Source organism: Lentimonas sp. CC4, assembly GCF_902728235.1.
Lineage (GTDB): Bacteria > Verrucomicrobiota > Verrucomicrobiia > Opitutales > Coraliomargaritaceae > Lentimonas.
Genome location: NZ_CACVBO010000001.1, coordinates 1878085 through 1899914 on the forward strand (window position 1 = coordinate 1878085; position 21830 = coordinate 1899914).

12 protein-coding genes and 1 tRNA gene are annotated in these 21830 nt (G+C 52.1%); 7 read left to right on the forward strand and 6 right to left on the reverse strand.

Annotated features, from left to right (window positions below; translation table 11 throughout):
- Window positions 1–145: 145 nt before the first annotated feature.
- Window positions 146–221, reverse strand: a tRNA-Lys gene (locus GZZ87_RS08310).
- A gap of 134 nt (window positions 222–355) precedes the next feature.
- Between GZZ87_RS08310 and GZZ87_RS08315 the strand changes: the two genes are divergently transcribed.
- Window positions 356–958 carry a sigma-70 family RNA polymerase sigma factor gene (locus GZZ87_RS08315; protein ID WP_162027564.1) on the forward strand — a complete coding sequence of 201 codons (603 nt, stop codon included), beginning with the start codon at window positions 356–358 and terminating at the stop codon, window positions 956–958.
- Window positions 955–1626 (forward strand): hypothetical protein, encoded by a 672-nt coding sequence (locus GZZ87_RS08320; RefSeq protein ID WP_162027563.1) that lies wholly within the window; start codon window positions 955–957, stop codon window positions 1624–1626. The genes GZZ87_RS08315 and GZZ87_RS08320 overlap by 4 nt, the downstream gene beginning before the upstream one ends.
- A 21-nt stretch (window positions 1627–1647) precedes the next feature.
- On the opposite strand, the gene ruvA is transcribed toward GZZ87_RS08320, so the two are convergent.
- The 3 genes from ruvA to dapA are packed head-to-tail and all read right to left on the reverse strand — an operon-like array spanning window position 1648 to window position 3938.
- A complete protein-coding gene (ruvA, locus tag GZZ87_RS08325; protein ID WP_162027562.1) occupies window positions 1648–2247 on the reverse strand; it encodes a Holliday junction branch migration protein RuvA in 600 nt (199 codons plus the stop codon).
- Between the two features lie 39 nt (window positions 2248–2286).
- Complete coding sequence (gene dapB, locus GZZ87_RS08330; protein ID WP_162027561.1) at window positions 2287–3024, reverse strand: 4-hydroxy-tetrahydrodipicolinate reductase; 738 nt, start codon at window positions 3022–3024, stop codon at window positions 2287–2289.
- Between the two features lie 23 nt (window positions 3025–3047).
- Window positions 3048–3938: a 4-hydroxy-tetrahydrodipicolinate synthase gene (gene dapA / locus GZZ87_RS08335; protein ID WP_162027560.1), complete on the reverse strand. Its 891-nt coding sequence runs from the start codon at window positions 3936–3938 to the stop codon at window positions 3048–3050.
- 121 nt (window positions 3939–4059) lie between these two features.
- On the opposite strand from dapA, the gene GZZ87_RS08340 reads away from it, so the two are divergent.
- Both GZZ87_RS08340 and GZZ87_RS08345 read left to right on the forward strand, forming a co-directional pair.
- Window positions 4060–5160 carry a PilT/PilU family type 4a pilus ATPase gene (locus GZZ87_RS08340; protein WP_162027559.1) on the forward strand — a complete coding sequence of 367 codons (1101 nt, stop codon included), beginning with the start codon at window positions 4060–4062 and terminating at the stop codon, window positions 5158–5160.
- 12 nt (window positions 5161–5172) lie between these two features.
- Window positions 5173–6378 (forward strand): glycosyltransferase, encoded by a 1206-nt coding sequence (locus GZZ87_RS08345; RefSeq protein WP_162027558.1) that lies wholly within the window; start codon window positions 5173–5175, stop codon window positions 6376–6378.
- A 13-nt stretch (window positions 6379–6391) separates the two neighbouring features.
- On the opposite strand, the gene GZZ87_RS08350 is transcribed toward GZZ87_RS08345, so the two are convergent.
- Window positions 6392–6979: an ACP phosphodiesterase gene (locus tag GZZ87_RS08350; RefSeq protein WP_162051169.1), complete on the reverse strand. Its 588-nt coding sequence runs from the start codon at window positions 6977–6979 to the stop codon at window positions 6392–6394.
- Window positions 6980–7031: 52 nt separating this feature from the next.
- Complete coding sequence (locus tag GZZ87_RS08355) at window positions 7032–9320, reverse strand: Tex family protein (protein WP_162027556.1); 2289 nt, start codon at window positions 9318–9320, stop codon at window positions 7032–7034.
- Between the two features lie 655 nt (window positions 9321–9975).
- Here GZZ87_RS08355 and GZZ87_RS08360 point away from each other — a divergent pair.
- Genes GZZ87_RS08360 through GZZ87_RS08370 form a run of 3 tightly spaced genes read left to right on the forward strand, consistent with a single transcriptional unit; the run spans window position 9976 to window position 21777 of the window.
- Window positions 9976–10908 carry a hypothetical protein gene (locus tag GZZ87_RS08360; RefSeq protein ID WP_162027555.1) on the forward strand — a complete coding sequence of 311 codons (933 nt, stop codon included), beginning with the start codon at window positions 9976–9978 and terminating at the stop codon, window positions 10906–10908.
- Between the two features lie 10 nt (window positions 10909–10918).
- Window positions 10919–13288, forward strand: coding sequence for a hypothetical protein (locus GZZ87_RS08365; RefSeq protein ID WP_162027554.1), 2370 nt, complete (start codon window positions 10919–10921; stop codon window positions 13286–13288).
- A gap of 20 nt (window positions 13289–13308) precedes the next feature.
- Window positions 13309–21777, forward strand: a complete 8469-nt coding sequence (locus GZZ87_RS08370; RefSeq protein ID WP_162027553.1) for a hypothetical protein — start codon at window positions 13309–13311, stop codon at window positions 21775–21777.
- Window positions 21778–21830: the final 53 nt, after the last annotated feature.

Below are 21830 nucleotides of genomic sequence, written 5' to 3' on the forward strand. Positions count from 1 at the left end.
ATCGTTGGCCTGAGTGACTGTGAGGTCAAATATGGATGGTAGGGGGGATTGGGTCCCGGATCGAACTAATAGAACCTAAGACATCGGAATCTGTTGGGCACAAAAAAGCCTGTAAATCATTGAGATTCACAGGCTTTTAAGAAAGTGGTAGACCGTCGGGGACTTGAACCCCGAACCAATTGATTAAAAGTCAACTGCTCTACCGATTGAGCTAACGATCCGCTTTAAAAACGCAGGATGGAAGGCATCTAGTCGGGTCTTGTCAAGTTCAGGAAACATCTTTTTTATCTTTTTTGAACGAAATACTTTGGAACAAATCTAAGCTTTAAACGATCTAGCTTACATGAACCCTACAATGAGAGTAAAAAGCGAACCAGCCTGCCAAGACGATCTCTTGATCGAACGTATCAAAAACGGTGATAATGCCGCCTATGAAGATATGGTTACGCGCTATTGGGATCGTATCTTTGCGCGCGTGCATCATCTTTTAAAAAATCAGCAAGATGCTGAGGAAGTGACGCAAGATGCCTTTATCCGTGCGCACCGCGGGCTAGAAAGTTTTCGCGGGGATGCTTCATTTTCGACGTGGCTCTATCAAATCGCTACGAACTTGGCTCACAATCGCTACTGGTATTGGTTCCGTCGCAAGCGGGATTACTCCGTCTCACTGGATCAGCCTCTGTCTGCAGAGGGCGATTTGACTCTTGAGAATGTGATGCCTAGCGAGAGCGAGACGCCTGCTGAGTCAGCTGTAACGCAAGAGTTCGTTGATCGCGTGTCTGAATGCATGAATGGGCTTGGCGATAAGCATCGCGAAGTGCTGACCTTGCGTAATGTCCAAAATATGAGCTATGAGGAGATTTCTCAAGAGCTAGATATCAGTGTCGGCACGGTGAAAAGCCGTATCGCACGCGCTCGTGAGAGTCTGCGTGAATTGATGGGTAGCGATTTCTCATGAACGACACTGAATTTTCAGAGCTGGTAAATTTGTATTTCGACCGAGAAATTACCTCGGACGATCTTGAATGGTTGCAGCAAGAGCTCGCCGCGAATCCTGCGCGTAAGCGTGAGTTTCAGGCACGTTTTCGTTTGCACCAAGCGATGCGCATGGCGGTGGCGCCTGAGGTGGAGCAAGTTGCCAAGTTTCGTGAATTGGGCGCTCGTCAGGCGTCTCAAGCGAGCCGTCTTACGGTTTTAGTCTTTGGCTCAGGTATTGCTGCATGTGCCGCTGTAGGCTTTGTTTTGCTGAAACCAGTGTTTCGGGAGTCCGAGGCGGTCGCCTCGACCGAAGAGATTTCAGGGCTGGAACACTCTGATATCCAGCGTTTTGCTGATAATCAAGTCCTGCCAGAGTCGCGTCGCGGGAGCTTAGCCTCGCACTTACGCTTGCTGGGGCTCACCCCAGATATGGCTCCTGATGAGCGTCAGCTCCGAGGGGTGGATCATGAGGCGCTGCGTCAACGCGAAGCACGCCGCCAGTATGAGATTGATCGCATCAATCAGTTTAAGGCCTTTTCGGCTATGCCAGAGCCACGATTGTTTGAGTCGCTGGATGATAGTTCACCCCAAGAAACGCAGGCGCAGCGTTGGCCCGCGGGTTTTCAGAGCTCTTTGGCTAGTTTCTAGCCACCCCATCTCACGATTGCGCTATGACAGCGCTTTTTTGACGAGTGCTTCGACGCTGGCATCCGCCGGCAATAGGCTGGAGGCCTTGCGCACAAATTTATCCGCATCCGCTGGCTTGTAGCCCAAGATAATAAGGCTGCTGACTGCATCTTGAAATGCACCTGGGCTAGCGTTGGCAGCGACGCTTGACGTCTCACTTGTGGAAGCTGTGGCACTGAGGCCGACTTTGTCTTTGAGCTCAATGACTAGGCGCTCGGCGGTCTTTTTGCCGATCCCGGGGCACTTTGTGAGGAGTGCGATGTCCGATCCAGCAATCGCACCGCGTAGGAGATCAACTGACATGCGGCTTAGTATCGCGATGGCGATCTTTGGGCCGATTCCAGACACTTTCTCGACGATCAGGCGAAAGAAATCGCGATCCTCCCTTGTGGCAAAGCCATAAAGCGAGGCGCTGTCTTCGCGGTAAACCGAATGGATGAATAGGCTGCATTGATTGCCCTCGGCTGGCACTTTTTCTGCCGTCGTGATCGGGATATGCACCTCATAGCCGACACCGCCTGCGTCGATGACGACCATCAGTGGGGTGGTTTCGAGGACGGTTCCTTTTAGGCGAGCGATCATTCAGTGAGAGTGAGAAGTGGCAGTGAGAGCGGAGTCTTGCTAGTCAACGAGACCGAGCACGTCTTCCATGTTATAGACACCTGGAGCTTTGCCGACTGCCCAATGTGCAGCGCGGACGGAGCCCTGGGCAAAGATCTTGCGGTCAGTCGCGCGGTGGGTGAGTTCGATGCGTTCGCCTTCGCCGCAGAAATAGACGGTGTGTTCACCAACGATGTCGCCGCCTCGGATTGCATGCACACCGATTTCTTTACGTGGGCGTGCACCGACGAGGCCTTCGCGACCATGCACGACTTGTTCGTCGTTGAGCTCGTAGGACTCCTTAAGAATCTCGATTAGGCGCTCAGCAGTGCCGCTGGGGGCGTCTTTTTTGTGGTGGTGGTGCATTTCCAGCACTTCCGGCTCGTATTGTTCACCCAGAATGGCAGCAGCCTTGCGGGTCAAATAGTTCAGTGTATTAACGCCGACTGAGTAGTTGCCTGCCCAGACGACGGGGATCTTACCTTCGACGGTGGCGAGAATCGCCGCTTTTTCTTCTGGGGTGTGACCAGTCGTGCCGATGACTAGAGGAATGTTGTTGGCGACTGCCAACTCCGCGATGCCAGGAGTGATTTCGTGAAAACTAAAGTCGATGATCGCATCGCAGTTGGCGACGTTTGCGCTAGGATCGTCGCCTGCGTCACATGCGGAAGCGATGACTGCGTTATTAGATTCGGCGACTTCGGAGATGGCGAGACCCATGCGTCCGCGTGAGCCGTTGAGTAGAATGTTAAGAGCCATGTTAAATAGTTATTTGAGCGTGATTAGACGAGACCGAGGTCTGCGAATAGTGTGTCGAGCACTTGGCGTGTGCCATCGGTGAGACCGGCAAGCGGGAGTCGGACTTCATCGGATTGGATGATGCCTGCTTGCTTGAGTGCATACTTGATTGGCACTGGGTTCGGTTCGAGGAAGATGGCCTTAAAGAAAGGATAATACTTGTGGTAAGTTTCGCGGGCGGTCGCGTAGTCGTTGTTGTTCGCGGCCTGCACCATCTGCACGAGGGGAGATACGACGAGGTTTGACGCGACGCTGATGACACCAGTTGCACCGGCGGACATGAAGGGAAGGATCAAGCCATCGTCACCACTCATTACGGAGTAGTCCGGGCCGAGCGCGCGCACGTATTCGGTGACCTTCTCGCAAGAACCTTCGGCAGCCTTCATGCAGCAGACGTGCGGATACTTCTCATAGAGGCGGGCGGTGACATCGACTGAGATCTCAATGCCACAGCGGGATGGGATCGAGTAAAGCACGATGGGCTTCTCTGTGGCCTCAGCGATCTTGCTGAAATGTAGAAACAGTCCTTCTTGGCTAGGCTTGTTGTAGTAGGGCGCGACGATCAGAAAGCCGTCTGCACCAGCGGCTTCAGCTTGTTGCGTCAGATCGATGGCTTCGTCGGTTGAATTCGAGCCAGTGCCTGCGATTACGGGCACTTTACCGCCAGCGGCTGCGACCGTTGCGCGAACCACTTCGATGTGCTCCTTATGGTTGAGTGTCGGAGACTCGCCGGTGGTGCCCACGGATACGAGCCCGTCGATGTTGCCTTCAAGTTGATGGGCGACGAGCGCTTCGAGATCTTCGAAAGAGACGGCACCTTGGCGCAGTGGTGTGGCCAAGGCTGTAAAAACGCCTGAGAATTGATTTGTCTTCATGTTCTGTTCGGAAAGGATTGTAGTTGGTCGTATGACTACAGATTTGCTCTAGCACGTCGATATCGTCCTGCTTGTTCAATAGAAATTTTCGTATTCATTTTAATCTACCCCTTTGCACATTATGTCGGTTCTTGAAACAATTCACGGTCTTCTCTCGCTCGCTGTCGAAAATGGAGCCAGTGATGTTCACATTAAATCCAATAAGCCTGCCTTTTTAAGGCTCAGCGGTCGACTTGAGCTGGTTGAGATGGATCCGATCGCGCCAGATGAGGTTCGCGAGTTTATTGAACAAACTGTGCCAGCGGAGTTTTATGATATTTGGGTGAAGAACCGTCAGGTAGACTATTCGTATAATTCCCCCAATGTCGGACGTTTTCGTGTGAACGGATTTTTGCAACGTGGTCTGCCTAGTATTGTGATGCGACACGTGAGTGATCATCCGCCAACATTTGGGGCCTTGAACCTCGATGGCACCACTTTGGCTCAATTATGTTCAGCGAAGAATGGCATTGTGCTACTGTGCGGGGCGACTGGTTCTGGTAAGAGCTCCACGTTGGCCGCTATGCTGAATCACATTAATCACAGCTATGATAGGCATATTGTGACCTTGGAAGATCCGATTGAGTATACTTATACGGATGTTAAATCGATCATTAATCAGCGTGAGATCGGTATCGATTGCCCTAGCTTCGCCCAAGGCATGCGCTCAGTGCTGCGTCAGGATCCTGATGTCATTCTTATCGGCGAAATGCGTGACCGCGATACATTTGAGACAGCCCTGCAAGCTTCGGAGACGGGGCACTTGGTTTTTGCCACATTGCACGCATCGAATGCGCAGCAAGCTGTTCAGCGACTCTTTGAGTTTTTTCCAGAAGAACGTAGGGTGTCTCTGCAACGGCAACTTTCGGGTGTATTGCTCGCGACGATTACCCAGAAGCTGTTGCCAGCATTGGAGGGAGGCGGGCGTATGCCAGTGTCGGAAGCCTTTGTGCTTGATGCATTGGCTCGTAAGACGATTCAAGATGGACAGTTTGAGAAGATCGAGGCTGTCATTGAAGCGTCGGAGGATAATGGGTCGAAGACATTTAACCAGGATCTATTCCGCCTCGTCAAAGGCGGGCTGATCTCAAAAGATGATGCAATCAACAACTCGCCGAACCCGCGCCAATTGGAGATGAATCTGAAGGGGATCTTCCTCAGTAGCGGTGGAATCGTGGAATAAGTCTGCTTGGCTGTGCATTGTCTTATTATCGGTAAAGTGTGGCCCGAGCCTAGCTCGACGGCGGCCGGGCGACGCACGCAAGATATTATTCATGCGTTACAGTCTGCGGATTATCGTGTAAGTTTCGCCTGTGCGGCGCACCCGTCGACGCATTGTTTAGATCTGACGAGGATCGGAGTCGAGTCGCACGCAGTGCAGCCGAACGATGCGAATTTTGATACGTGGATTGCCGCGCTTGATCCTGATGTGGTGATTTTTGACCGTTTCATGATCGAGGAGCAGTTTGGTTGGCGTGTGGAGACTGCTTGTCCTCAGGCGCTGCGTGTGCTCGATACCAGTGATTTACATTGCTTGCGTGATGCACGCCAGACGCAGCTAAAGAAGGGCGGGGAGCTCGATTTGTATAACGAGATTGCGCTGCGAGAAATTGCGGCGATTCATCGCTCAGACTTTACGTTGATGATTTCTGAATATGAGATGTCTGTGTTGCGCGATACCTTTGCTATTCCCATGGAGCAAATTGTGTATTGGCCGTTTATGTTGGAGCGACGCGACGCGACGTTTGCTGGATTCGATGAACGACAGCATTTTATTATGATTGGCAGTTTTATGCATCCGCCGAATGTGGATGCCGTGCGTTGGTGTCGGCAGGCTATTTGGCCTTTGATTCGCAACGAGTTACCACAGGCCGAGCTGCATTGTTACGGCTCGTATGGTGATAAATTTAAAGGTGAGTTACACGCACCGAAGCAGGGTTTTTATTTTAAAGGGCGTGCGGATGATGCCTTGGCAACGATGGTGAACTATCGGGTGAACTTGGCGCCGCTCCGCTACGGTGCCGGCTTAAAGGGGAAGGTGTTTGATGGTTTTCAATCAGGCACGCCGAGTGTGACGACACCAATAGGTGCTGAGGGCATCGCAGGGGCGATGGATTGGGGCTGTGCGGTTTCGGCGGACCCGCAAGTGTTTGCCGACGCAGCAGTTAAGGTTTATACCGATGCGGTGCAGTGGTCGCAGGTGCAGGAATGTGGTCAGCGAATTGCTCGGGGGCGCTTTAGTTCAGTGGAGTGGATGTCGCAGCTTTCGCGGGCAATAGAGCAGGGAATCACTTATCTGACAGAGCGCCGGAAGCAGCAATTCACTGGTCGCATGTTACGGCATCATCATCACCGCAGCACCGAGTTTATGAGTCGCTGGATTGAGGCGAAGAACCGGTAGCGTTGACTGTTTTTTATCTGTGCTGAGCGACGTGCTGCTGTAGTGACGGGAAAAACTCTAGAAAATCGATCTCGATATTGGCGTATTCTCGAATGACATCGTCAAAGTAATCGGTGGCACACTCTCTGCGCAATACGCGTTCGGATAATCGTAAGTCGACTTTACGCATGCCGCGTTGGATGCCGTTGACTTTTGCATAGCGACCGAGTGTATCTGCGGCGATGATACTGCTTACGAAATAGTTGATCTCGTCGGGGTATTGATCGAGCACTTGCTCGGCACGTTGGTAAAAGTCGTTGAGGAATTCCCTCGCGGTAGTCGTGTTGTTATAACGTGCCCAGTTTTTAATGAGCATATGATCGTAGCTCAGGTCGATCGCAACCGCACGTAAGAAGCCTTTAGCGCGGAGTCGCTGTCGACTTCTGTGGAAGACCTCGTGGCTGTCGGTAAATGCATCAATTTTTCGGTGCATCCGAAGTCCAGCCTCAGTCGACGGATGAATGCCTGACCACGTTTTGCCCTTTACGAAATCAGCGATCAAGTTGCCGAGTTGAAAGTGAACGCATGGTTCTGAGAGAAAGACGTGCGCGACCCAATTCATTGATTTGCAGGGTGGGTGGATTGGTCCGAGATTATCATTTCTGCCGCTATGTTTACTTCTTCAGCGCTGCATCGAACCAGTTGTTACCGAAGTCGTTACCGCCGCCGCGATTATTGCGGCCACCGTTATTGCCGCGTTGCTGATTGCCTCCGCGTGGTTTGCTGCTTCCGGGAGTGCCAGAGCGCTCTTTTTTGCCGCCGATCTCGGGTTGCTTCTTCATGGAGAGCGCGATGCGGTTGCGCTGCATGTCGACTTCGGTGACGGTTACGTTTACCTTGTCGCCGACTTTCACGACTTTGTTAGGATCATCGACGAATTTATCCGCGAGTTGGCTGATGTGAACGAGGCCGTCTTGGTGCACGCCGATGTCGACGAAGGCTCCAAAGGCGGTGACGTTGGTTACGATACCAGGAAGCTTCATGCCGAGGGTAAGGTCGGATGGTTTCTCGACGCCGTCGGCGAATTGAAAGATTTCGAATTGTTTACGCGGATCGCGGCCTGGCTTGGCTAGCTCGTCCATGATGTCGCGCAGGGTCGGCAGGCCGACTTCGTCGGATACGTAATTCTCGAGTTTGATTTTCGCGCGTGCTGCGCTGTCTTTGGTCAGGTCGGCGAGTTGGCAACCCACGGCGGCAGCCATTTGCTCGACGAGTTTGTAGCGCTCCGGGTGCACCCCGCTTTGGTCGAGCGGGTGTGCGGCATCGCGAATGCGTAGGAAGCCGGCGCATTGCTCAAAGGCTTTTGGTCCGAGGCGACTGACTTTAGAAAGTTCCTTGCGCGATTTGAATGGGCCGTTCTCTTGGCGGTGTGCGACGATGTTGGTAGCGATCGTTTCGTTCAGACCCGCGACGTAAGAGAGTAGTTGCTTACTCGCGGTGTTCACTTCGACGCCGACTTTGTTCACGCTAGAGATGACGGTGTCGTCCAGGATGCGTTTGAGGGCGTATTGGTCGACGTCGTGTTGGTATTGTCCGACGCCGATTGATTTCGGGTCGAGTTTCACAAGCTCGGCGAGTGGATCCATTAGGCGACGACCGATTGAAACGGCGCCGCGCACGGTGATGTCCTCGTTGGGGAATTCCTCGCGCGCGGCTTCGGAGGCGGAGTAGATGGACGCGCCAGATTCGTTGACGCTGACGATCACTATCTTTTTAGAGAGCCCGAGTTCGCGGAAGAATGCTTCGGTTTCGCGGCCGGCGGTGCCGTTGCCGATGGCGATCGCTTCGATGTCGTAACGCTCGACGAGTGCTTTGGCCTCTACCTTTGCGCGATCGACTTGTCCGGCACCACCAGTGCAGAAGAGCACGTGGTTGAAGAGGAGTTTGCCTTGTGCGTCCAAAATTACGGTTTTGCAACCAGTGCGGAAGCCGGGGTCGACTGCCATGGTGCGCTTTTGCCCGAGCGGGGAGGCGAGTAGGAGTTCGCGTGCATTGTCAGCAAAGACTTGGATTGCGGCCACGTCAGCCTGCTTTTTGGCGCGAAGGCGCACTTCGGTTTCCATCGATGGCGCGAGTAGGCGCTTGTAGCTGTCGCCGATGGCTTTCTTGACTTCACTTGCTGCCGAGCCACGGCCATTGAGGAATTGCTTCTCCAAAATGATAATAGCGGATTCTTCCTCAGGCGTGATGCGGTGGAAGAGGAAGCCTTCTTTCTCTCCGCGGCGGATGGCGAGCACACGGTGTGAGGGGGCGTTCTTGATCGGCTCTTTCCAGTCGAAGTAGTCGCTGAACTTTGCGCCTTCGACTTCTTTGCCTGGGAAGCCTTCAGATACGAGGGTGCCTTGCTCCCAGAAGAGCTTGCGTAGGGACTCGCGCGCATCGGCGTCGTCACTGATCCATTCGGCGATGATGTGGCGTGCGCCTTCGAGCGCAGCGTCGGCACTGGCGACTTCCTTTTCGGCGTCGACGTAGGTAAGTGCTTGCTCGGCGGTGTCGCTGGCGTCTTGGTTTTCGAAGAGGTGCGTGGCGAGTGGCTCGAGGCCACGTTCGCGTGCGATCATCGCTTTGGTGCGGCGTTTCGGGCGGAAGGGGAGGTAGATGTCTTCCAGTTTCGCGAGTGTGGCTGCGGCATCGAGTTTGGCGTCGAGTTCGTCTGTGAGTAGGTTGCGCTCTTTGAGTGAGGTCTTGATCGAGGCGCGGCGGGAGGCCATGTCGGCCAGTTGCTGCAGTCGATCACGGATACTTGTGATCTGCACTTCGTCCAGTTCGCCAGTTTGCTCCTTACGGTAGCGAGCGATAAAGGGGACGGTGCCGCCGTCAGCTATGAGTGCAGCTGTGGCCGTAACTTGTTGAGCGCTAAGGCTTAGTTCTTCTGCGATTTGTTCGATGAATTCGGTCTGCATGTGCTGTGTGACTCTAAAATATTACGCGTGATGTTTTAAATTGAGCGCACAACTTACAGGTGGAGTGGCTGAGGGGAAGACTAAGTGTGTTTAGATGTTTTTTTACAGAAGGATCAGGGGGGATCTTTAGGTTTCGGTATCAGCTAAGGTAGTAGAGATTTGCTTTAAAGATCCCTTAGTCTTTAAAGGATAGGGTGTTATGAATGTGCCAAAACTTACATATTTTTAATTTTATAGTCGTAATTTTCTGAGAAGTAGGGATTTTCATTGGTCAATCCATTAAGCTGAACTACTTAGATCGAGTAGTTTAGTTACTTACTAGCTGCCTAACTCCATTCTCTTTCTCTGAACTCTATGCATCATTTTTGTGCCTTTGCATTGTCTCGCCCAAATCGAGCGGTGAATGCGGTGTGCTTGGTGGTTGCCTGAGAACTCACATTCCTTTGCTCGAGATTTTATACGAAGCCTAATTTATATGTCTGCAATGGTTATTCCTTATCTTTATAGCGTTATGAAAAATCGGTTTTGGCGAAGTGTTCAAGCGAGTTCCGCTCTAGTGCGGTATTGTTTGTATTTATCTAGGCAGTCGCTCTGCCTTAAGTTCTCATGCTTGGTAGCTACGCTATTTTTTAGCGTCCACCTGTGTCACGCGGTCGTGCAATCAGTAGATATTAGGGCTGGTTGGAATGCGGTTTATTTAGAAGTAGAGCCCTATAGCACTGCCCCGTCCGATGTATTTGAGGGCCTGTCGGTTGAGTGTGTGGCGGGCTATGTCGGGGGTGGCGCAACACGCCAATATGTTACCAATCCTACGGTTGACCTATCGCGTGCGTCGGGTTGGCTTCGCTGGTATCCGAGTTCTGAGGAGCACTCATTCCTCTCAGATCTCGGTGAGATTTATGGGGGGCGGGGCTATTTGATAAAGGCAAGTGAGTCTTTTACTTTGAAAATCGAGGGACGGCCGGTCGTGGCGCGGACGGAGTGGGTTCCCGATTCTTATAATTTTGTTGGGTTTTCAGTTGCAGAACGTGGGGGGCCCACTTTTTACGAGTTCTTCGAGGGTTCAGCGGCTCACCGTGATCAATCGATCTACCGGATGCAGGATGGAGTCTGGAAGAAAGTGATAAGCATGACTTCAGAGGCGCTTGCTCCAGGCGAAGCCTTCTGGGTCTTTTGCAATGGTAGTTCCGATTTCCAGGGGCCGCTTCAAGTTGCCGCTCCCGATACTAGCGGACTGGTGTTGATGGATAGCCCCCTAGATTTGATGCTGACTAATCGTTCTCCGAATCCGGTCAGCTACAGTGTTCAGCATGTCATCGAGAGTGGTAAGCCGGGCGTTCCGCTTTCATTGCAGATGACTATTCTAGGGGATGTTAATGCGCCCCTTCGTAGTGTGCCGGTCGATTTTCCATCGACCTCGTGGTCGCAAGATTTTCCGCCAATCGATGGCGGTTTTTCGATTCGGATGCCTGTCGCACTGCGACGTGGCGATCTAGAAATTGACGCTGCCCAGTCTTATCTCCTGTTCGAGTCCAGCTTGGCGACTCGAATTTGGGTGCCAATTAAGGCGCTTTCCACCTCCAACTGATTCGCTTTAAATGAGATACCATTTTCCAGTTCTTTTTTCTCTGGCTGCGCTAGTTGCTTCGGCCCAAGCCAACGAGCCCTTGACAGGCCTGTGGGTTGGTGAGGTCGTTTTAGACCAGGTGAATGAGGTCACGGTTCCTTTGGACGCGAATAACACTCCGCGTGCTCCGGATCCCCGCGCCACGACATCAACATACGACGCTGCGAGCTTGAGGCTCATTTTACATGTGGATAGCGAGGGTAAAACTCGACTGTTAAAGCACGTGGTCGTCGCCGCTAGGGACGAGGTTACAGTCGATAACGATGCTGATGTGGTCTTGATTACTGACCCATTGCTCTACAGCAACATTGGCGGGCAGCGAGCCTCACGTATTTCGAGCGCGACTTTCGACTTTGCAGATCCGATTGCGACAGCTGCGCTTGAAACTTTGGTCGATGACTTAGCCGCAAGTGCGGCAACCATTGCGAATGTGGCAAGCCCGGATGTCACTGCGGTTGAGAACGCTGCGTTGAATGCGGCAAATTTGGTCGTTCAAAATGAAGCGGACGCGGATGCTAGATTTATTGATTTTTATACGACTAACTTGACGCCTGGAAAAGTCGACGACATCGCGGTCGGTGGAACCGGCTCTGGTCCTTACACGACTGCTACGACTGAAGCAAATGCACTCGAAACAGGTTCATTTGTCAAAGACACGCGTGGCCAAGAGATGTTGGCAGCCATTCATAATGCGGCGAGCGCTGCTGTTGGTGATGATGCCAAAAAGCGTGCTGCCAAGCTAGCAGCCGCATCCTTTATCGAGGAGGATGACGGTTATAATCAATTTCTAGCGAGTGAGACGATGCGTGCGATGGTAGACGGCGTTGCTCAAGACCTCGTGGGTTCTTTTAATTTGGTAGATGTGGTGGACTACTCGCCGATTGTTTTCGAAACGATCATCACATCCGCCGCACATGGATTGACTACTGGTGATTCAATCACGGTCGCCAATTCTGCTGCGATATACAATGGGGCGATGCCAGTCGAAGTCATTGACGCCGACACATTCAGTATTTCAGTTCCGTTCGAATCTCGAGTGGCCGCTGAAGATTACTGGACAGGCGACGCAGTTGGTGGTGGAGCTGTTGGTAGTTTTGCGAGCGGTGGTGCGACTGTAACCCAGATAACTGCAACTGATCACGGTCTCAGCGCAGGAGACATTATCGAAATCACTGATTCGGATCCAAGTTACAACGGCTTGCATACCGTAACTGTAGTGGATGACGACAATTTCACCATCCCGGTCGTCTACGCTGATCGAGTGATCGTCGGGGATAACTGGGCGGGGCCAGTTTCTCCAATTACTAACTACGCAACTGGTCCGATTTTTGTTAACGCTGAGCTGGCTTCGGATGTCTCGCTCTCGTCTACCAATAGCCTTTATATTTTTGAATCTGGTTTGCCACTGTATAACCAGAGGCACGACAACATCATCGCGATTGATTCTAGGAATCTTGTCTTAGATCTGCTGTTCGATACTAATACTAGCAACCCAACCTTTAAGGGGCAGGTTGCTGTTATCCCGAATCGAGCGGACTTAGAGTCTGCGACGAACACACCTTCTGCCGACGCCAAGAATGCCGCATTGCTGGTCAATGTGTCAAACTACGAAAGTAGCGTCGGGCAACCAGAGATCGGCAGCCGTTCCTCGGATGCGGTCGACGCGATCCTCGTATCCATGGTTGATTTTGTTGAGGCTCAAAATGAGCTGCCAGTTGCCGGAGATCTCGCCAGTGTAGGATTTGCGACCTTAGACGACCCTATTTTAGTGGCTCGCTTTGCTCAACCCACGAAGAGCCCGAGCGATGCATATCAGGAGTTTATCGCCTCAGATGAGTATCTTAACGCGCCTGAAATCGCTGCCGAGGCTGCTGCGATTGCCGCAGTGAATGAAGCTGGAGAGCTCCTGGCCAATGAGGCTTCGATTCGTGACAAGGCTAAGGCTGCAGCGCTCACAGCCCTGCGTGTTCCTTATGCGACAGCTGCTCGTGTTTCGATGAATGAGCAGCCAGTGTCTGGAACCTTTGCTCTGGGCTCGACTGATCTGACTACCACCCTAACACTTCCTGCTAGCCACCCGACGAACCCATTCCGACACCGACGTCACCCTGACCATACTGTCGGGCTGGATATAACACGCGTCATTGACCTGACTCTCGACACTGAGCCGGACACCTTCCGGCAGACAGGTTACGGTGTGTTTGTCGTGAGTGGCACATACACGGAAGAAATTTTCGGTCTCCATAAAAACCTTGGACCCGATTCTGATATCGGTCTCAGGGTTTCTGGGTCGTTCACACTGAACCGGGTCAGCACCGTCGATACACTCAACGCCTTTTAACTGCTGGACGCAATTGATACATGAAACACTTCCGTCTTAGACTTCTCCTCTCTATTCTCTTCTGCTCGCTGCCTGCTAGCCTGTTCGCGGTGCTAGACATCAGCGTCACCATCCAAAATGATGTCGACACGCCGCAGATCACCGTCACCAACTTGGGCGACGAGTCGATTAGTCGGTTTCGTATCATAGCGGATCCGCTCGACACCCAAAAATTCAACGACACTGGTGATTGGTTTAATCGTAATTTTACACGTCCAGCTGGTTCGACAGACGCTGACACCACTCAGGTGCTACAAAGCTCAACGGAAAAGCATATCCTCGAGTTCGTATTTGATAGTTTTGATCCAGGCGAATCTTTCTCCGCTGAAGTCGACATCGTCGCTGGAGCCGGTAACTGGCCGACATGGTTTTTTGACGAGACGACGCCAGCGGTTATTGAGGTCACTAGCGCGAGCGACCCCACAAATCCAAAGACTTACACACTTCCTACCAGTAATCCAGGGCCTGCCAACTACACCTTCCGCGGTCCGCAGCGATATACCCTGAATTTTGAGCACCGGACTGAGGCGAACCTCTCACTCAGTAACATGAATTTTATCAGTGTGGAAATTGACGGCACTACTGTTCCCTATACTGAGACAGGTTATTCCGTAACTAGTGGGGACTTAGTCCGAGTGACAGTTCCTGAGTATATCTATCGTGATATGAATGGAGCCAACATGCCTCTTGCCAACGCCGCCGATGCTGAGGAGAGATTTCAAGCGGTGGCGATGACCGTCAATCAGGTTGCAGAGGCTGCGAACCCGCTTCGCTATACATTCGAAATCAAGGAGGATACAACGCTGACTATGATCTGGCAGCATGAGTTTGCGATTACGATCGACAGCGACTTTACCAACACACTTGGACAGGTTAACGGAGCCGATTTTGTCGGACTTCTTTCCTCTAAGGCTACAGGTAATCCAGATCCAATTGTCAATAAGCACTGGTTTGAGGCGGGCACGGTTCCGGTTTTAACAGTCGACAACTTTGTCGAAGATATCACCTCGCACCCTGGCTTGAAGATTCGCTACAAGGTTAAGGAGTATGAGGTCTATGGCTTATTCAACCCGAACACAGGCACTGTTCAGAATGACGAGGCACGTAAAGGGGGGACTGATATTTCGACGGATGCTGCTTTCGTTGATACGATAGTAAATATCAGTATCGATGGTGCTGAACCGCGTATCCAGATTCCAGCGCGGGATGGGTCAACGCTTGGCAATCCGAGTGGTATTAAGTTTATTTGGCAGCTCCAGTATGGCATTGATGCCCAGTCCTCGAACGGCGATGGGGACGATTTGGTTGTTGTTAAAACGAAAGCATCAATAGCAGCTCCTTACGTCGAAACCGCATCTCGCTGGTTTGATCCAGGCACCGCGATTCAGGTTCTGTTTAAAAAGGTAGACTCTGGCGGCGACCAGATCGTTAGTTGGTTCAATGGCGATACCTACTACTTCAATGTGGATGCCGACATCGATCCATCCTCCTACAATCTAGAGGATTCAACTGACCTACCTGATCCGAACCGTGCCAGCTACGTGAATCAGGCCAACTATGTGGGGCTCACTATCCCTTCGCTATTGAGACCCGTTCGTGCGATTACCAATTACGGTCAGGCTCCGATCTTTATCCCATTGGTCGAGATTGGTCAGCCTCTGTTTTCTCCGGTTGTTTACCCTCAATTTGTCACAAGGTTTAATTTTAAGCCAAATGAGTTTGCAGACCAAGAGAGTGCGGTGTGGGACCCAGCGCAAGGCAGGCTCTATCCGACTAAGCCGGGCACTTTTAAATTGGAGTGGACGGAACCCGATCGCACAGATCCGACTCAAGTTATTTACACTGCGGTGCTACCGTTCGACTCCGAGCGTAAGATCTCCGGCCACTATCCACACATCCATGGTGCACCCCCAGTGAATGTCGATCCGGTTGCTGATGATGATTTGATCTTCAAGGAGGTGAAGTATTCAACTGCGGGCGCTGCAGTTGACCAAAGTAACCTATTTACGACAACTGACCCTGGTATCTCTGTCCTTGTCTTTACCGAGCTGAATGATTTCGGACGTAGTGGTGAAACGCGTGAGTTTGTATTCGTCCGCGTAGTCCATTCTCGTAATTGGGATGCCGACCTTGGAACGACTCAGGTAGCCACCATTGGCACAAAAATCACTGAGTCTAACGACATCGACCGGGCTCGATTGGACACCGGGTATGTGATCGACCCGAACCAGCTCAATACTGTTTTCAGTGATGCTGGGCTAGGACGTTATAATGTGAACATCTATGATGGTCAGCGCCTTGATGGTATTATTGCAACAGACATCTATGACTTAACGAACTATGAGAACCTCAGCCTGACACTGGCAAATCCGGATGCCCTTCCTGGACCAATCATTCCTGTGAATGAATACCATGGCCCTGGTCAGGATCAGGATGTCCTTCCTGTCGTCGTTTGGTATGACAACCCGCTCGTTAATCAAAACATCTTGTGGCCTTACGTGGCTAAGATATACCGACCTGAGTGGCCTTCTAAAGCCTCGCTTCCAAAGATTGTCATCGCATCCGAATTTGGAAGTGAAGCTCAATACCCTGAGGGAACGGATCAGATTGTTCGTGGTGCATCGAATGGATTCCCAGAGGCAAATACATTTGACCCGTCTCGTTTCCAATCGGTGAGTATCTACTCACAGAACAATCTAAATGCTCCGGGATACAATCCGAACGAGGAGCACGCCGTGCTGGCGCCTTCCTTGCGTAATGTAACCGTATCTCCGCGCCCACCTGCAGCCTATGCATTGCGAGAAGGTGATCTGAATACTGCGGTCAACACGATTGATTACACTTCAGATCCATTTGTTCTGGTGGAGTTTGTCGACCAAGCCACTGGCGAAGCAGGCATGCAGATCTATGACATCCTCAAGACCGACGGCACTCGGAACTTTGTGCCTCAGGCTATTTTGAACAAATCCACCGGCGCTAGTTCGATCGCAACGACGCCTTCCCAGATGGCGAGCCTAGGCTATTTGAATGTGGTCATGAACGCTGGCGAGCCGGTGATTCCATTCTATCCGCTTGGCTTTGTTATTGGTGCGTCTCCTCCGCCGGAGATTGAGGGAGAGGATCTTTACACTCAGGCGACATACTGGGAAGACTGGCGAGGTTCCTATTGGGCCATTTCTGGTGGAGAAAACGCATGGTTTTCAGCCTCCTTCTATTATCCGCTCCTTCCTAACTTCTACTGGCCCGACGATGCCTTTTCTTATGTGCAGCGCCGTGACGAGCGCGGGGTTCCATTCCGAGAATGGGCAGTTCCGTCCGTCGGGGATTCGGTGCCATTCTTGCCAACAAACCCGAGGCTGCAGGATACTTCAAACAATGCACCTACAAAGATTGTCTACAAGTCCGAGTGGCCAGAAAACCCACCAGTGCTTAAGGCGGGTGAGACTTTAACCTTCTCCGGTGGAGAGTATCGAGCGGATAATCCTACCACTGTCCTCGTTGAGGATGGCGAGGCGTCTACGGTCGAAACACCTGGCCTGCCTCAGGTGGTTGCATTCGCCTCAGCTGAGATTGTTTTCGATTCAACCAAGAGCACCTCACCTAGTAATACATGGGAAGACGATTGGACAGCGCGTATCGTCAATGCGCTCGATGTCCGCACGACGCCGCTCTCGACTCTTAATCTTCCGGACGAGCTACAACCCGCAGCTGGAAACGTGACGATTCGACAGGGTAAATATTACTTCGATGATCTACCCGCGTCTCTCCAGCGCCGCGTTCGTTTCAACCCTATTGGTGGACCGACTGGAACAGGTCAGCTGGAGATGATTGGTCTCCTCAACGATAAGGATATCGGCGAGAGCACACTGACCGCAGCTCCGCCTGCAGTTTACGTTCTTGAACCAAACATTCTTAACCAAAATGATGGCTTGGCCCTTCAGAACATAGTTTCCGCGACGAATACGACTCAAAAGCAGACATGGGACACAGCGGTTGCGAAGCTCTACAACGCGACTCGCAACCCGCGGTTGATACCGGTTGATGAGACCACTGGTGCGGCTGCACGTGAAGCGTATCTCGCTGGTCTGATGCGTGAGCCAGTCTATGAGGATGGCGAGATCAAAAAGGACAATTTCGGCAATATCGTCTACCCAGACGGACCCGTTGAGGTTGTGCCGCTTCGGGCTTTTGGTCCTGGTCTAGCCGTGGTTCCAAACGGGGACTACCTCGATCCGAACGGCAGTCCTGACGTTAGCTACATTACGATCGTTGAGAATAACGATGCATCTCTTGGAAGTCTGCCGATCACACCACACATCATCAAGGTTGACCGACGCGAGCGTTATCGTGGGGCGATCAAAACAGTGGAGGCTGAGAATGTTTTTGATGAGAACGTAGTCGTGCGCTCGACAGGTGACTTTGGCGGTAATGCTGACGATCTCTACTTCGAATGGTGGTATCGCCCCGACGACGGCAGCACAAATGTTGCGCCACCTGACCTAATTCCTGCTGGGCAGACCAACCCATGGAAGTTGTTCCCCGATCCGAATGGTAATCGCGGTTTGGGACTTTCTGAAATTACAATTAAAGGAAACCCGAATTCGCCTGAGATTCTGTTGGCAGATTCGTTCTGGTTCCTTCGCTACCGCCATAAGGACGATCAGGTTTCTGGAACGAATTGGTCCACTGTCAACTTTACGTGGGCAGGTGCAGGTAATTCGGACCCATTCAATGACTTCGACTTAAATGGCGTAAACGACTATGCAGCGCAACTGGTCCAAGGTTGGATTAAGCGTGTCTTGGATGCTGTTAACCCATACGAAGCTCGGATTCGCGAGTTTGAAGGGGACAATCCAGCTACGGTGACCTCGATGATCTCCCAACTCGGTCCACGCTTTGAAGGGCGCGTTGCGCTTAACCCAGACAAGGACGTAATTGAGAATGTCGGCTTGATCGAACTCTACGGCACGGTCCTTGATCGTGCGCGTTCATTGAGTATCGATCTCTCTCGTCCAGTTAGCAGCCCTGCGATCGCGAACGCTCTCCAGTTGGCTTCGACTCGTCTAGCAGACTTTTACACGCTTCTGGGTAACGAGGCCTACGTTGATGCGTTGGATCCGTCGACAGGATTTGGCAGCTCAGACGTCGGATCAGGCAGTGCAGGAACTGGTCGATTCAGCTTCCAAAACCAAATGTCTTCTCTGCTTCAGGAGGAACTGTCACTTCTCCGCGGGGTGGATGACAACTTCGCCCGACCTGTTTACAACCGACTCTTCTGGAACTTTACCAAGGATCAGGGGGAGGCGATCTACGCGACAAACTATAATATCACGGACGTTAACCAAGATGGCTTTATCGACGAGGATGATGCAATGACGCTCTTCCCTCAGGCCCATGGTGACGCTTGGGGACATTATCTGACTGCGCTTCGTAATACCTATGAGCTTCTTAATCACCCTGCGTTTAACTGGGTGTCTCGCTCGGAGTCTTACAATTTGCAGGATATCGTCATTTCCGTCGATTTCCTAGATGAGCGTAAGTTTGCGGCAACCGCTGCGCAGAAGGCAAAAGCCGGCGCCGAGATTGTTGACCTAGCCTACCGTGCCGAGTTCGTTTCGGATCCTTCTGCACAATGGCAGGGGTATGTAGATACAAATGTCGATCGTGCTTGGGGTGTCGATGGCTGGACACGTCGTGTTGCACAGGGTGCCTATTTTGACTGGGTGACTGCCAATGCGTTACTGCCGTCTGAACATCCGAACGACACGCTCGAAGGCATTTCAAAGGTCGACCGTAAGTCGAACAGCGACATCTCAGTTATCTCATCGAATCTCAATTCTGTTCAGCGGACACTCGATAACTCGGACAAGGGGTTCAACCCACTTGGTGTCTCTCAGGATGCATTGGTCATGGATATTGATCCTAATTTCCTTGAGGTAGGCTCAGATATTCAGGGACAGTTACATTTTGAGCAGATCTACGAGCGTGCCGCTCTGATGCTTGCCAATGCCCAGGCCTCAAAGTCTGCTGCAGACGCTTCTGCGGCGCGTTTACGTAATATTGGTGTCAGCGAGGCGGACTTCCGCAATGCGACATTCCAAGAAGACCTGACATACCGTAACCGCTTGATTGAAATCTTCGGCAAGCCCTATGAAGGAACGGTTGGTCCAGGCCGTTTCTACCCCGCTGGTTACGAGGGGCCTGACCTCGCACTCTATTCTTACGTGAAAACAAACCAGATCACCTCTGAGACAGTTCCTGGTCCTGCCTCGAGCTATGCGTCGTTCGACTCCACGAATGGCTATGAACTCAATGGTGGTGATCTCTACAACGCGTTTGAGGGTAACTCCGAGCTCCAAGGTGATCCAGATGGCAAGTTATGGAGCAGCGCCTTTGCCGACAGCTTGGACGAGGTTGGTGGAGATTTGCGTAATCTGTTTAATCCAACCTTTGCATCCAGCACCAATAGCCTGACTTGGGGAGAAAGTGTGGATGGCGGATTGTTCGGCGTCGATTACACGGATTTGACAGCCCCGAAGGTGGATTTGGATAACCTGACCGAGTTGATGCCTGTGACGGCTGGTCAATACACCTTCATTGCTCCCGATAATTGGGGCACGCGGCCTGCAGTGGGTAAACTGCAACAGCTCATCAATCAGATGCTGCAAAAAGAGGCGGATGTCGCTCGCGCGATCGCTGATTGGGACGCGCTGACGGGCGAACAAGTGCGTATCTTACGTTTGGTGAACGCACGCCTCTCGACATCGGGCGAACTACAAGAACGCGACGAGGGTTTTGTTCGAGTCAAGTATGTCGTGAACGCCATTATCGCAGCTCTTGAGACTGCTCAGGGAGTCTCAGCGACGACCAAGGAGACCGCATTTAAGTTGTCTGCCGCAGCGGCCGCAGCGATCCCTAGCAATCTGCCGACTGGTGGTCTCGCTGTCTCTCCCGGAGACGCGATCAGTGCCGTTGGTGCAGGTATTCGACTGAGTTCAACCGTTGTCGAGACCGGCCTATCCTTTGCTGAGAAGGCATTCTTAGTTGGTAAGTTAATCGCTGAGCAAGGGCTCGCAATTACTGAAGCTGAGCTCGAACTAGCAAAGGGGCGCGATGAGCGCAGCTTGAACATTGCGGAATGGTTGAAGGAGTTCGAAGACAGCTTGGGAGATGAGCCATCCAAGCGGATCGCTGTCTTCAAGGAGTTGCAAGCCCTTGAGGATCTTTCGAACCAATACCGCTCTTTGCTGGACGAGGGTGCGCGACTGATTGACGAACGGGCGGCCTTCAATAAGCGCGTTGCTGCCTCCACTCAGTTACGTCGTTACCAGGATATGACTTTCCGTATCTCTAGGAATCACCAAATCCAAAACTACCGTAGTTCATTCGATCTGGCCGCACAGTATGCTTTCTTAGCCGCACGTGCTTACGATTATGAAACGAATTTTGCGGAGGGCGATGCAGGATCTGCCCGCAGTTACTACGATGCCATCGTCAAGGCACGCTCACTCGGCACGATTGTTGATGGTCAGCCGCAGATCGGCACCGGCCTTGCAAATATCCTAGCCTCAATTAATCTGAATTATCAGTCGCAAGAAGGTCAGCTTGGTCTAAATAATGTGCAGAAGGAAACCAGTGATGTTTCCTTGCGCACCGAGCTGTTCCGCATCCTCCCGAAGGGAAGTGCGCAACCGATTGATAGCACCGTATTGGTGCCGAACCCAGGAGTCGATTCTGATGAACTTTGGAAGCGCACGCTAACTAAGGCGACAGTTGATGACTTGTGGGATATTCCTGAATTCCGTGCCTACTGTCGTCCGTTTGCGCCTGAGTTTGACGCATCTGGAGCACGTGTGCCACAGCCAGGGATCGTCATTCGCTTTAGCACTGAGATCAACCCCGGCCGTAATCTCTTCGGTCAGGCGTTGAGCGGTGGTGATCACTACTTCAGTGTAAGCAATTTCGCTACTAAGATTGCAAGTGTAGGTGTGGCGTTCGACGACTACGTGGACTCCTCTCTAGAGGCAGACCTCGCCGCAACGCCACGTGTCTATTTGCTGCCAACAGGTGTGGATATCATGCGTGTCGCACGCAGTGACGATGTCGATGAGACGCGCGAGTGGCGTGTCTTCGACCAGCGTATTCCGGTGCCATTCCCTGCGTCGAATGCGGCTCTGCAAAATAGCGGTTACATTCCTGTGATTGATTCGCTCAATGGTAACTTCGGCGAGCAGCGTAGATTCTCGGACTTCCGTGCATATCCGAGCGACTACTTGGAGCCGGCACAAGACACGCGCTTGATCGGTCGCTCGGTCTGGAACACCAGCTGGGTATTGATCATTCCAGGCCTCAATCTCAACTCGGATTCGGAGCGTGGTCTTGAACGCTTCATCGAAAGTGTCTCTGACATTAAACTCTCACTATATACCTACGGGCAAAGTGGCGGCTAAAAGATGAGAAAACTACAATCTAAAACATTCGCTGGACGCGCCAATTCGCACAT

Coding starts and splice junctions, on each gene's coding strand:
- GZZ87_RS08315 (WP_162027564.1), top strand. CDS start 356: ATGAGAGTAAAAAGCGAACCAGCCTGCCAAGACGATCTCTTGATCGAA.
- GZZ87_RS08320 (WP_162027563.1), top strand. CDS start 955: ATGAACGACACTGAATTTTCAGAGCTGGTAAATTTGTATTTCGACCGA.
- ruvA (WP_162027562.1), bottom strand. CDS start 2,247: ATGATCGCTCGCCTAAAAGGAACCGTCCTCGAAACCACCCCACTGATG.
- dapB (WP_162027561.1), bottom strand. CDS start 3,024: ATGGCTCTTAACATTCTACTCAACGGCTCACGCGGACGCATGGGTCTC.
- dapA (WP_162027560.1), bottom strand. CDS start 3,938: ATGAAGACAAATCAATTCTCAGGCGTTTTTACAGCCTTGGCCACACCA.
- GZZ87_RS08340 (WP_162027559.1), top strand. CDS start 4,060: ATGTCGGTTCTTGAAACAATTCACGGTCTTCTCTCGCTCGCTGTCGAA.
- GZZ87_RS08350 (WP_162051169.1), bottom strand. CDS start 6,979: ATGAATTGGGTCGCGCACGTCTTTCTCTCAGAACCATGCGTTCACTTT.
- GZZ87_RS08355 (WP_162027556.1), bottom strand. CDS start 9,320: ATGCAGACCGAATTCATCGAACAAATCGCAGAAGAACTAAGCCTTAGC.
- GZZ87_RS08365 (WP_162027554.1), top strand. CDS start 10,919: ATGAGATACCATTTTCCAGTTCTTTTTTCTCTGGCTGCGCTAGTTGCT.
- GZZ87_RS08370 (WP_162027553.1), top strand. CDS start 13,309: ATGAAACACTTCCGTCTTAGACTTCTCCTCTCTATTCTCTTCTGCTCG.